At 70.7% G+C, this 12,852-nt stretch carries 7 protein-coding genes; 2 read left to right on the top strand and 5 right to left on the bottom strand.

Features of this window, described 5'->3' with window-relative positions; genetic code table 11:
- Positions 1–27: 27 nt before the first annotated feature.
- Positions 28–5,631, bottom strand: coding sequence for a type I polyketide synthase (locus GVV04_RS26505; protein ID WP_161691639.1), 5,604 nt, complete (start codon positions 5,629–5,631; stop codon positions 28–30).
- Between the two features lie 285 nt (positions 5,632–5,916).
- Here GVV04_RS26505 and GVV04_RS26500 point away from each other — a divergent pair, with 285 nt between their 5' ends.
- Entirely contained in the window at positions 5,917–6,678 is a 762-nt protein-coding gene (locus GVV04_RS26500; protein ID WP_161691637.1) for a thioesterase II family protein, read from the top strand.
- 87 nt (positions 6,679–6,765) lie between these two features.
- Here the strand turns inward: GVV04_RS26500 and GVV04_RS26495 are convergent, their stop codons facing one another.
- Positions 6,766–7,743, bottom strand: coding sequence for a phosphotransferase (locus tag GVV04_RS26495; RefSeq protein WP_161691635.1), 978 nt, complete (start codon positions 7,741–7,743; stop codon positions 6,766–6,768).
- On the bottom strand, positions 7,740–9,116 hold the full coding sequence (locus GVV04_RS26490) for a tetratricopeptide repeat protein (protein ID WP_161691633.1): 1,377 nt from the start codon (positions 9,114–9,116) through the stop codon (positions 7,740–7,742). Before GVV04_RS26490 ends, GVV04_RS26495 begins: the two co-directional genes overlap by 4 nt.
- Before the next feature lie 579 nt (positions 9,117–9,695).
- On the opposite strand from GVV04_RS26490, the gene GVV04_RS26485 reads away from it, so the two are divergent.
- Positions 9,696–9,941, top strand: a complete 246-nt coding sequence (locus GVV04_RS26485) for a hypothetical protein (protein ID WP_161691631.1) — start codon at positions 9,696–9,698, stop codon at positions 9,939–9,941.
- 588 nt (positions 9,942–10,529) lie between these two features.
- Here the strand turns inward: GVV04_RS26485 and GVV04_RS26475 are convergent.
- A complete protein-coding gene (locus GVV04_RS26475; RefSeq protein ID WP_161691629.1) occupies positions 10,530–12,329 on the bottom strand; it encodes a hypothetical protein in 1,800 nt (599 codons plus the stop codon).
- A 153-nt stretch (positions 12,330–12,482) separates the two neighbouring features.
- Positions 12,483–12,852 (bottom strand): integrase core domain-containing protein (locus GVV04_RS26470; RefSeq protein ID WP_161691627.1); only part of this gene is annotated, 370 nt, incomplete at its 5' end.

The raw sequence follows: 12,852 nt of genomic DNA, 5'->3' as shown, positions 1-12,852 counted from the left end.
GCTAATGGGCAAGCGGCGGATTCGTGGTCAGGAGCGCCCGAACTTCTGGTCGATGAGGTCGAACAGTTCGTCGTCCGAGGCGTCGTCGATGGCCTGGGTGACGTCGCCGGGTCCCCCGGTGGCGTCGCTCCAGCGGGTGGCGAGGGCCTTGAGGCGGGTCGCGACGGCGGCGCGGGTCTCCTCGTCGGCGGCGAGCCGTTCCAGGTCGTCGGGTCCGGCGGCGGCGAACGCGGCCTCCAGCCGGTCCAGTTCGGCCAGCAGGGTCGACGCCGGGCCGGCCGGCGCGACGTCGGCGAGCAGGAATTCCGCCAGGGCCGCCGGGGTGGGGCAGTCGAAGATCAGGCTGGCGGGCAGCCGGACGCCGGTGGCGGCGGTGAGCCGGTTGCGCAGCTCGACGGCGGTGAGCGAGTCGAAGCCGAGGCCGGTGAACGTCTGCCCGGACGGGACGACGGTCGACGACGGGTAGCCGAGTACCTCGATGACCTGCCCCTTGACCAGGTCCTCGACGAGCCGGCCACGGTCGGCGTCGGGCGTGCCGGCGAGCCGCTCGGCGAAGGACGGCCCGGTGCCGCCGGAGCCGGTGCCGCCGGACGCCCGGCGGGAAACGCGGACCAGCCCTCGCAGCGGCGCGGGCAGGTTGCCGGCGTCGGACTGGCGGCGCAGCGCGGCGACGTCGAGCAGCGCGGGCACCAGGTGGGGTCGGCCGCCGCGCAGGCCGGCGTCGAACAGGGCGAGCGCCTGGTCGGTGCCGAGGGGGTTGAGGCCGTTGCGGCTGAGCCGCTGACGCTGGGCGGCGTCGAGGCTCCCGGTCATCCCGCCGGCCTCGGCCCAGAGCCCCCAGGCCAGGGAGGTCGCGGCGAGACCCGCGCCCCGCCGGTGGTGGGCGAGGCCGTCGAGGAACGCGTTCGCGGCGGCGTAGTTGCCCTGCCCCGGGCCGCCGAGGGTGCCGGCGACCGAGGAGAACAGCACGAACACCGGCAGGTCCAGGTGCCGGGTCAGCTCGTGCAGGTGCCAGGCGGCGTCGGCCTTCGCGGACAGCACGGTCGCGATCCGGTCGGCGGTCAGCGCGGACACCACCGCGTCGTCGAGCACCCCGGCGGCGTGCACCACCCCGGTGAGCGGGTGCTCGGCGGGCACGGCGGCGAGCAGCGCGGCGAGGGTGTCCCGGTCGGCCACGTCGCCGGCCACCAGCCGGGCCTGCGCGCCCATCCCGGCCAGGTCGGCGAGCAGCTCCGCCGCGCCGGGCGCGGCGGGGCCCCGCCGGCCGACCAGCAGCAGGTGGCGTGCCTTGTGGGTGGTGACGAGGTGGCGGGCCAGCAGGCCGCCCAGGGCGCCGGTCGCGCCGGTGACCAGGACCGTTCCGTCGGGGTGGAGTTCGGCGCCCAGCGCCGGGTCGAGCTCGGCGGGCGCGAGCCGGGGCACCAGCACCCGGTCGCCCCGCGCGGCGAGCTGGGGTTCGCCGGTGGCCACGGCGCGGGCCAGCACGTCGACCGGGAGGCCGGCGTCGGCGTCGACGAGGACGAAGCGGTCGGGGTGTTCGGCCTGAGCCGAACGGAGCAGGCCCCACACCGCCGAGCCGGCGAGGTCGGTCACCCGGCCGGGTTCGCCGGCGGGGACGGCGCCCCGGGTCAGCACGACCAGCCGCCGGTCGGCGAGGCGGTCGTCGGCGAGCCAGCCCTGCACGGCGGCCAGCACCTCGGCCAGCAGGGTCCGGGTGGCGGCCGGGACCGGGTCGGGCGCGTCGTCCCGGTACGCCGGCAGCAGCACCAGGTCCGGGTCGAGCCGGCCGTCGGCCACCGCCTCGGCCAGTTCGCCGAGGCCGTACCGGGGCAGTTTGGCGAGGCCGTACCGAGGCAGGTTGGCGGGGCCGGTGGGGCCCTCGCCGAGCAGCACCGCCCGGTGCGGCGCGGCGTCGGCCGGCGGGACGTCCCGCCAGGCGAGGTCGAACAGCGCGTCGGTGGTCGGGCCGGCGGCGCGGACCTGGTCGGCGGTGACCGGGCGGGACACCAGCGAGGCGATGTGGGCGACCGGGGCGCCGGACGGATCGGTCAGGGTCAGGGTCACCCCGCCGCCGCTGCGGCGGGCGCGGACCCGCAGGGCCGTCGCGCCGACCGCCGAGAGGGTGACGCCGGTCCAGGCGAACGGCAGCCGGACCCCGGTCGCGTCGGGGTCGTCGTCGAGCAGGCCGACGACGTGCAGCGCGGCGTCCAGCAGCGCCGGGTGTACGCCGAATCCGGTGACCTCCGTGCCGTCGGGCAACGCCACCTCGGCGTACACCTCGTCGGCCGCGCGCCGGACCGACCGGAGGCCCCGGAACAGGGGGCCGTACTCGACGCCGAGCCGGGACAGCTCGGCGTACACGGAGTCGACGGGGACGCCGGTGGCGTCGGCCGGCGGCCAGGGCGACGGGTCGTCGGCCCGGTCCGGCGACGATGCGGGGGCGACGAAGCCGGTGGCGTGCCGGGTCCACTGCGCGTCGGGGTCCTCGGCGGCCCGGGAGTGGACGCTGACCGGCCGGCGACCCTCGTCGTCGGCGGGGCCGAGGTGCACCTGGACGGCCCGGGCGCCCTGCTCGGGCAGGACCAGCGGCGCTTCGAGGGTCAGCTCGTCCAGCGCGTCGCAGCCGGCCCGGGTGCCGGCGTGCATGGTCAGCTCGACCAGGGCGGCGCCGGGGACCACCACGGAGTCCCAGACGACGTGTTCGGTGAGCCACGGGTGGGTCTGGACGGACAGTTCCGTGCCGAAGATCCGGGCGTCGTCGGCGGCCACCGTGACGGCGGCGCCGAGCAGCGGGTGGTCCACGGCGCGCACGCCGAGACCGGGCGCCCCGACGTCGGCGGGGTCGGTGGTGTTGAGCCAGTACCGCTGGTGGTCGAAGGCGTACGTGGGCAGCTCGGCCCGCCGGGGGCGGGCCCCCGTCCCGGTCAGGTACGCGGCCCAGTCGACGGGTGCGCCCGCGACGTGCAGGTCGGCCAGCGCGGCGAGCAGCGTGTCGACCTCGGATCGCCCGGCCCGCATGGTGGGGACGAACCGGACGTCGTCCGTCGCCTCGACGCAGTCCCGCGCCATCGCGGTGAGCACGGCGTCGGGGCCGACCTCCAGGAACAGCGCGACGTCCTGTTCCCGCAGGCAGCGGACCGCGTCGGCGAACCGCACCGGCTGCCGGACGTGGCGCACCCAGTAGCCGGGGTCGGCGATCTCCGCCGGGTCCGCCACCGCGCCGGTCAGGTTCGACACGATCGGCACGGCCGGTGGCCGCCAGGTCAGCCCGGCCAGCACGGCGGCGAACCCGTCGAGCATCGGCTCCATCAGCCGGGAGTGGAACGCGTGCGACACGGTGAGGGGCTTGGTGCGCCACTCCCGGTCCCGGCAGGCCGCGGCCACCGTCTCGACCTCGTCGAGCGCGCCGGACACCACCACCGCCGCCGGGCCGTTCACCGCCGCCACGTCGACGGCCGCGCCCAGCTCGTCGATCAGCCCGCGCACCCGTTCCTCGGGGGCGCCCACCGCGAGCATTCCCCCGCCGGCCGGGAGGGCCTGCATCAGCCGGCCCCGCGCCGCCACCAGCACACACGCGTCCTCCAACGACAGCATCCCCGCCGCGTACGCCGCCGTCACCTCACCGACCGAGTGACCGGCGAGGAAGTCGACCCGCACCCCCCACGACCGCAGCAGCTCCCACGACGCCACCTCGACGGCGAACAGCCCCGCCTGGGCGAACACCGTCCGGTCGAGCGCGGCCGACGGCCCGCCGGACCACACCACGTCCCGCAGCGAGCCGGGCAGCTCGGCGTCGATCAGCCCGCACACCCGGTCGAAGGACTCCGCGAACACCGGGAACCGGTCGTACAGCTCCCGGCCCATGCCGGCCCGCTGCGACCCCTGGCCGGTGAACAGCACCGCCCGGCGACCCGACGACACCACGCCCGACGCCGCCGATCCACCGGCCGCCACCTGGCCCGACGCCACCGCCTCGCCCACGCCGGCCGCCACCGCGTCCAGGCCCGCCACCAGCTCGCCCACGTCCGAGCCCCACACCACGGCCCGGTGCTCCAACGCCGCCCGGCCCGACACCAACGACCACGAAACGTCCGCCGCCGCCAAGTCGGAGCGGCCCCGCGCGAACGCCGCCAGCCGCGCCGCCTGACCCGCCAGCGCCCGCTCGGAGCGACCCGACACCACCCACGGCACCGGCAGCCCGGGAACCGCCCGCGCCTGCGGGACCTGCTCCTCCACGGGCTCGGGCTCGTCCTCGGGCTGTTCGAGGATCACGTGCGCGTTGGTGCCGGAGATGCCGAACGACGACACCCCCGCCCGGCGCGGCCGGTCCACCCCCGGCCACGGCCTCGCCCGCGTCGCCAGCTCCACCGCACCCGACGACCAGTCCACGTGCGACGACGGCTCGTCCACGTGCAGGGTGGACGGCACCACCCCGTGCCGCATGGCCAGGACCATCTTGATGATCCCCGCGACGCCCGCCGCCGCCTGCGTGTGACCGATGTTCGACTTCACCGAACCCAACAACAACGGCACATCCCGACCCTGCCCGTACGTCGCCAGCAGCGCCTGCGCCTCGATCGGGTCACCCAGCGTGGTGCCCGTGCCGTGCGCCTCCACCACGTCCACGTCCCCCGGGGACAGCCCTGCGCTGTCGAGCGCCTGCCGGATCACCCGTTGCTGCGACGGGCCATTCGGCGCGGTGAGCCCGTTCGACGCGCCGTCGGAGTTCACCGCCGTGGCCCGCACCACCGCCAGGACCCGACGACCGTCCCGCCGCGCGTCCGACAGCCGCTGCACCAGCAGCACACCGACGCCCTCGGCGAGCGCCGTGCCGTCGGCGGCCTCGGCGAAGGCCCGGCACCGGGCCACCGGGGAGAGGTTGCCCTGCCGGGAGAAGTCGACGAACACCGCCGGGGTCGGCATGACGGTCACGCCGCCGGCGAGCGCCAGGTCGCACTCCCCGGAGCGCAGCGCCCGCACCGCGAGGTGCAGCGCGACGAGGGAGGACGAGCAGGCGGTGTCGAGCGTCACCGCCGGCCCCTCGAAGCCGAACGTGTACGCCACCCGGCCGGAGGCGATGCTGCCCACGTTCCCGAGGCCGAGGTAGTCCACCACCCCGGCGGGCGGCGCGTCGGGCGGCTGGGCGTACCCGCTGTGGGTCATGCCGGCGAAGACGCCGACCCGGCCGCCCTTGAGGCTGGTGGGGTCGATGCCCGCCGACTCGACGGCCTCCCAGGACGTCTCCAGCAGCAGCCGCTGCTGCGGGTCCATCGCGAGGGCCTCGCGGGGCGACACCCCGAACAGCCGGGCGTCGAAGTCGGCGGCGTCGGGAAGGAAGCCCCCCTCGCGTACGGAGGAGGTGCCCTGCCGGGAGCGTTCGGGGTCGTACAGCGTCCCGAGGTCCCAGCCCCGGTCGGACGGGAACGAGGTGATCGCGTCGCCGTCTGCGGCGACGAGGTCCCAGAGCTGCTCGGCCGAGCGCACCCCGCCGGGGAACCGGCAGCCGATGCCGACGATGGCGATCGGCTGCTGCGCCTCGGCCTCGACGTCGCGCAGGCGTTGCCGGGTTCGCCGCAGATCGGCGGTGACTCTCTTCAGGTACTCCCGGAGCTTGTCTTCGGTGTCCATCAACCCAGCCCATCGCGATGCGCGGCGGAGCCTCGACGTAGGCGACGGTACGAATGCGCAATAGTTCTCAGGCGACACCTGTATCTGTCGTTCGGCTCGCTCGGCCGAGAGCCACGAGGATCCCCATCTGCGGGGAGAAGTTATTGGGTGCGCGTAAGGTGGGACAACCCCTAACCGTGCGTAGCCGCAGCTAGGGGTGTCCGGCCCCGGTCCACCGCACTAGCGTCGCCTCGACCGGGTCCGTGCCGATCGGGTCAGCGATTTCACCGCCGGAAGGACCGCAGACGGATGACCACGCCAGAAACCGACAACGGCCTGTGGGTGCGACGCTTCCACCCGGCGCCGAGCGGCACCAGGCGGCTGGTGTGCCTGCCCCACGCCGGCGGCTCGGCCAGTTTCTACTTCCCCGTGTCCCGCAGCCTCTCCCCCGGCCTGGAGGTGCTGGCGATCCAGTATCCGGGGCGGCAGGACCGGCGGCAGGAGAAGTGCATCGACGACATCCACGAGCTGGCCCGGGCGGTTCACTCCGTGCTGCGGCCGTGGCTCGACGAGCCGGTGGCGATCTTCGGTCACAGCATGGGTGCGAGCGTCGGCTTCGAGTTGTCCCGGCTGATCGAGCAGGACGGCGGTTCGCCCGCCCACCTGTTCGCCTCCGGCCGCCGCGCGCCGTCCTGCCCCCGGGACGAGACGGTGCACCTGCTGGACGACGAGGGCCTGCTGGCGGACGTGCGCAAGCTGAGCGGCACCAACGCCGCCATCCTCGGCGACCAGGAGCTGCTGCGCGCCGCGCTGCCGGCGATCCGCAGCGACTACCGGGCCGCCGAGACGTACGCCTACCGGCCCGGGCCGCCGCTGAGCTGCCCGATCACCGTCTTCACCGGCGACAACGACCCGAAGACCACGGTCGACGAGGCCCGCGCCTGGTCGACCCACACCACCGGCCCGTTCGACCTGAAGGTCTACCCCGGCGGCCACTTCTTCCTCGCCGACCAGCAGGCCGCGGTGCTGCGTGCCATCTCGACGGCCCTGGCGGCCACCCCGGCCCGCTGACCGAAGCGGCAGTCTCCGTGAATGCCCCGGCCGGTACGCGACGTCGGGTCCAGCTGGCTGCTGAGCTGCGCCGTAGGCGCGAAGTCTTCAGCGGTAGCGCGTCCACGTGGCGCTCACATCGTCGGCGAGCAGTGATCGCAGGCGGTTCGCCAGCTCATTGGCGACGGCCGGCCGGCCGGCGAGAGCGTCAATGGTGCTGGTGACCAGTTGCAGTTCCCGGATCCGCCGCAAGACGGACCAGCCCGTCCAGGCCGTGATGTCGAATCCGTAGGCATCGACGAAACCCTGGTAGTCGGCAGGTGAGCGGCCGAAGCGGGTGGCGCCGTGGGCAGTCGGGACAAGATCCCACTCCTGCGGGCCGATGCACAATCCGTCCAAATCGCAGAGCAGGGGCTCCGAGCGGGCGATCGCACCGTCACCTGGTGCCGGCAGGAGGATGTTCCCGGTGTGCGCGTCCCCGTGGATGACGCCCGACGGCAGCCGCCACGCGACCCGATCGACATCCTCTTCCACCTTGTCGCAGCGCAGGTGAAGATCGCGCAGCAGGTCGGCGGCCCGAATCCCGAGCTCCATCCTCGACCATCGCTCCAGCTCGGCGGCTTCCTCGGGTGGTAGCGCTGCGGCAGCGTGAAGGCGTCGACGAAACTTCTCGACCGGCGACCAGAGCGGCAGCGCCACATCGAGCCGTTCCAGGCTGTGCAGGGCACGCAGTGGCGCGGCGAGGTCGACGGGCTTGGGCTCGTCGCTGACGGTCGGGACGTACTGCCATGCGGTGGCGACCCACTCCCCACTGAAGATCGGCTGAGACGCCACGCCGGAGGCCAGCCGGACGGTGGGCGTGCCGGCCTGCTCCAGACACGCTGCGACCGACACCACCCGGCGGGCGAGTGTCGCAGCCTGGGAACCGGAAGCAAGCCTGATCACGAACGGCGGCGCCACGAACACCGCGTTCATCGTGTACTTGACGAGACTGGCACCGTCCGGGTCAACGCCGATCTGCGCGCAGACCTCGCCCAGATGAACACGAAGCTCCGAGGCGACAGCGTCGCTGAGTACGGTGGTCATCGGACCGCCTGAAGCTCCGCGATCCGGCTGCCGAGAGCAGCGAGCGCCGGCTCCCGCTCGGCCTGCGGGGCGGCAAGCTCCCACAGCGCGTCCAGCCGATCGTTGACGCGAGCCGATCGCATCCCGTCCGCCACCATCCCCACCGCCTTCATCCCGTACTCGCCAGCGGCAGCGAGATCACCGGCCAGAGTGCTCGCCGTGGCGACCGAAATCGTGTCGAAGATGAACGATCGACGATCCTGCGGGCGGCGCAGCCGCACTGCCTGGTGCGAGTGCTCGGTAGCGCGGTCGACGTAACGTACGTGCTCCGGGTGACGGGCCAGGGCGGAATAGACAACGGCGGATATTCCGTGCACGTCGGCCTCGGTCAGCGCGAAGTGGGTCCAGGCCGGCGCGGTGTCCAGGTCGGCCTGATCGAGCTCGCGTCGTGCGCGGGTCAGACTGTCGACGACCTGGTGGTCGGCGCCGAGAAGCGCGTAGGCCCACGCGGTGTTGGCGTGCAGTATCGCGACGCTGGCATGACAGGCGGCTTGCTGCGCCGCGAGCTGCCCGAGGCCGAAAAGTTGAAGCGCTTCGGCCGGCTGCTCCTGGTGAAGACTGACCCGCCCGAGGCGATACAGCGTGTTGGCCAGCAGCGGCAGCGAGTCGGTCTGTCGGGCCAGGACGAGGCTCTGGGTGAGATGCCGGCGCGCCATGTCGTGATCGTCGAGATCGTGCGCCACCCAGCCGACGAGGTTGTGCAGCTCGGCGAGAGCATCCTGCAGGTCGGCAGCAACAATCTCGGTGCACCTCACCTGCAGGAGCTGCGTCGCCCATGCCACGTAACCACGTGCGGATTGCAGGCAGCGGCCTCCCCCGGCGGCCGCGTCGAGCCGGCGGTGGAAGTCGGTCACGGCTCGAACGGTGGCTACCTCGTCTTGGCCGACGGCGGCGGGGACGGCGACCTCCTGAGAGTTGGGCAGATACCGCTCTACGCCGGGCGGCATAGCGCCTACCGCGATGCTCGCGACGACGCCGAGCAACTCGCGAGGATCGAGTGGTGCAACGACTCCGACCGGCTCGACGAACGTCCTCTGCCGGTAGTGATGAGCGCGTTCGTCGAGTGCAAGCCCCATGTAGTGGCGCGGGATGCACAGCCCTTCGGCGATGCGCTCCAGCACGGAGTAGTCGGTCACGACGCGCCGGCCGGCGGCGATTTCCGAGACCCGGCTGGCGCCCAGGCCGGTTACGGTCGCGATCGCGGACCAGCTGAAGCCGCGTTCCTTGAGGAAACCGAAGACCGCTCCGACGTCGTGACGCGCGAGGTGTGCGCGCATGGCGACGCCACGATAGATGCCCTCGTGCCACCATTGCGCCCTGACGACCCGCTGCATGGATGTCACTCCCTCCGGCTGCAGACACTGCGCACAGTAATCGGCCCCACGCAGGATGTCCGCCCTCCCACACGTCCTGCGGCCCGCCATCTCACGGTGAGAGCCCCACCGTGGGGCGCTCACCGATGGCTAGCTGGTGACAGTCGGCATCGGTCAAGGTCGTTGCCATGCCAGTCAGACACCGTCGCGACCTCCGAGTTCTCGCTGAGGGCCCGACGACCGGAGCGGATCGGGCTCCGGTGCCAACCCCGGCGGGTGATGACGGCCGTCACGAGGCTGGGCTGGACGGGTTCGGGGTGGGTGCTGTGCAGGAGGCCCGCTCGCCCCGGACCAATGCGCGGCCGGAGAGCACGCAGGCGTTGACCCGAGACGTCGGCAGCCCTCCCGCCCGCGCACACCGGAGGTCCGTGCTGCTCGGGATCACCGTCCCCCGCGTCATCCCGGGCCGGATCGCCGGACCGTGGTGGCGTGCCGGTGCCATCGTGCGCCGGCACGCCACCACGGACCACTCCGCACGCAGCCATATCCAGGGGCCACAGCCCACCCGCAACTACACCCGACCCCCTACAGGAGCCGCTCATGACCAGCCAGCACTCAACGGTCCCACGTCGGTTCGCTCTGGTGCGCTACCCCGACGACGATGACACCCGGGTGGTCATCGCCTGGGGTATGGAACTGCCGGACGGTTCCGCCGTCTCGCTGAACATCGAAGGCCAGGCGGTCGCCGTCTGCAGCAGAGCCGCCAGTTGTGCATTCATCCACGGCGCAGAGCTGATCTGGATCGATGGCGACGTCGGTGACTTCGAGAAGGACGGATCGTCATGATGCCGCCGCCAGCATGGCGACGAGCCAGTACGCGCAGCCTCTCCGGAGAGCGACTTCCGTGCAGACGCGCAAGTGGCCCTGAACATCCATAAAAATGACGTCGCGATTCACGGCGCGGTGAACGGTATCGACGTCGAGCAGACCCCACCAACAGGGGCGGCTGAGCCCATTGATCGAGGCGAGTGGCTTGCGCCAGCAGCCCCCGGACGAAGTCACGCACCCGACGATGGGGCTCCGGCCTGCGGAAACGTCCACCCACAGTCACCATCAGATCGTCGAACAACACCCGCCACCGGCGAGCGTCTACCCTGTATCCCGCAGCCACCGCCGCGTCATGGTCAGTCCACACATCCGCCCATGATCGACGGTGGCTACCCTCGTTCACGGCTCGATGGCTCGGTGCCATCGGGCTCGATGCCAGGTTGAAAGGGATTCATGGAATCGTGGACGGGCAGGACAGCACGAGCGAGGCACCCCGGGGCGGGAGCATCGGGTTTTGGTCGATCTGCTGTCTTACCTGGAACCTCACTCTCATCGATCCCTGGGCCGCACATACACGTCTACTCTGCAAGATCAGGTGTGAAAGGCTCAGTCATCGATATCCGCGATGGTCACCGCCCCATCGAGTACGGCTTTGACCTCCGCTTCCAGTTGGAGGTTCCCCTTCGCGCCGAGGTCGTTCATATACGCCTCCGCAGCCGACTTCAGGGCAGTGTCTCCAGCCGTCATGGCGTTCGCAATCACCACTGGCACCGCATTCCGTGTAAGGTCGTGGGAAGCCATGCCGCCCTCGTCACGCCCGTCTAGGAGAAGTTTGAGCACGGCGAAAGCAGTCGCCGGGTCGACCGTAGAGGCTTGTGCCAGCTCCTTACCGATCATGTACCGCTCCGTCGCAATCGCGGGCTCTAGCTCCAATGCCTTCCTCAGCCTTGGCAACCACCATTGGACCGGAAACTTGTCACCCTTGGCTATCCAATAGAAGCCCATCAACTCTTCATGGTCCTCCGGATAATCTTTGACGTGCTGGAAGCGCTCGTCCCAGAGGTCTCCGAACCGATCGCGGATCTCATCATCAACATGGCTAGCACGGAAGAACGACCAAGCGATAGCGCCGAGTGCCTCGCCACGGATCTTCGCATCGGCCGTCGTGAAGAACGATTTGACAACCGGATCGTCGGCCGTCTTATGGCCGCATATCAGTGCATTGACGACCCATTCGCCAACGCGCTGGACAGGATTGGACTCACTACTCCATCCACGGACGAGCGCATCGCCGACGTCAATCGCAGCAATCATCGGACCGCTTAGTAGGTCGAACAAATCGCGGTGGTAGTAGTGCATGGCAAGAGCCGTGGTCAAGACAATCTGCTGCTGAAAGGATAGGCCATGTTCAGAGCCGAAGAACTCTTCGAGGTGGCCCTTCAGCCACTCCGGCGAATCAACAAGGAAGCGACTCATGCCTCCGCCGAGCACTGCACGGCCAGCACCATGCCTGTCATCTCGCGCGAGCTCTCGTTCGATCGCCGCCATCGCGCCCGGCTTCCAGGGCGCTTGCTCGGCGCGGGTAGCCAGGTAGATCAACGCCCGCAGTCGGTTAGGCCACTGCCAGTTGAGCGACATGGTGAGTGGGTCCCAGCTGTTCTCGCCCACCTCATACGCATCGTACTCCGCCCAAGCTTCCTCGTCCTCGGCGTCCTCGATCAGCAATTTCGCAAACTGAGCCATTGAGTGGTCTGGAATCGTCACGCCATCGCGCTTCTTGACGAGTTCCTCCATAAGCCCAACCGCGGCGCTCTTCGCCCAACGGAAGTCTTTGTCGTCATCCATCGTTCCGCCCTCGACAGGGAAGGGCGACTCGTCCTTGTGCGCTAGCACGTCGCGAATCAACGCGGCGACCTGTGGCCAATCGAGTTCAATGTCCGCCTTGAGGGCTGCCTCCCATCCCCGAAGGATGGCACGCAGGTAGGTCGGCCGGAGCTGCTCGATGAGATCCGTGACTCCGGCTATGGCGTGCGGGTTCGTGGTCAAGAGCGCGGCGAGCTCGCGTCCTTGACCTTCATGAGAGGGCTCAGGTCCCCAGCCGTCCCCCGTGTCCTGCCAACTCGCAAGATGAGCGACAAGCTCGGTAGGACTCATTGCCGCCATCTCATCTTGGGTGCTGTACGGGTTTGGCCCAGTCCAGCCGGTGATCATGCCCGAGGGAGTGAGTGCTCCCTCGACCGTGCCGTTGCGCGCATCCAACTTGGCCAACTCGGTGCGCAGCTGGGGCGGCAGAGCACCAGCGCCAATTGCAGACAGCCAGCGATGCTTGTAGCGGTCAGCGCGCTCCTGAATCTGAGCCTCGGCCTCTTCCTCGGGCGTGTCCGGATCGACGAGGCGTTCACGCATCCACTTTAGATCTTCTGCATGCGCGTAGGCGATGAACTTGTTGATGACGTTCAGAGCGGTCGGATCGACCGTCGCTACCGCCTGTGCAAGCTCGGCGTACTCGACCCGCTGGTGGTCGTCGTCAGACGCCTCGTCGCCGCGGTAGTTGTCAAGTCAAACTGAGACGGGTTGTGTCTGCTGGGCGGGCTGGTTGATCCAGGCAGTCTCCGGCAGTCTTGGTGGTCGTGGGCGGCGGGCGAACCGGTGCGGGTGCGTGGTGTAGGCCGCGTCGAGGGTGGCCTGCCGTTGCTCGCGGATCTGTGCGGCGGTGCCGTAGTGGACCGACGCTGGGGTGTGCATTCCGATGCCGGAGTGGCGGTGTTCGTGGTTGTAGGCGGTGAAGAAAGCGTCGCAGAAGGATCGGGCGTCGGCCAGTGATCCGAACCGTTCCGGGAAGTCCGGCACGTATTTCATCGTTTTGAACTGGGCTTCTGAATACGGGTTGTCATTCGATGTCCGAGGTCGTGAGTGTGACCGCAGGACG

Source organism: Micromonospora rubida, assembly GCF_009908295.1.
GTDB classification, from domain to species: Bacteria; Actinomycetota; Actinomycetes; order Mycobacteriales; family Micromonosporaceae; genus Micromonospora; species Micromonospora rubida.
The sequence above is the reverse complement of the archived record's forward strand: the minus strand, read 5'-3'. Positions and strand labels throughout refer to the sequence as shown.

Excerpts from the sequence above, each read along its gene's own strand:
- GVV04_RS26500 (WP_161691637.1), top strand. The coding sequence starts at position 5,917 with ATGACCACGCCAGAAACCGACAACGGCCTGTGGGTGCGACGCTTCCAC.
- GVV04_RS26495 (WP_161691635.1), bottom strand. The coding sequence starts at position 7,743 with ATGACCACCGTACTCAGCGACGCTGTCGCCTCGGAGCTTCGTGTTCAT.
- GVV04_RS26490 (WP_161691633.1), bottom strand. The coding sequence starts at position 9,116 with ATGCAGCGGGTCGTCAGGGCGCAATGGTGGCACGAGGGCATCTATCGT.
- GVV04_RS26485 (WP_161691631.1), top strand. The coding sequence starts at position 9,696 with ATGACCAGCCAGCACTCAACGGTCCCACGTCGGTTCGCTCTGGTGCGC.
- GVV04_RS26475 (WP_161691629.1), bottom strand. The coding sequence starts at position 12,329 with ATGCGTGAACGCCTCGTCGATCCGGACACGCCCGAGGAAGAGGCCGAG.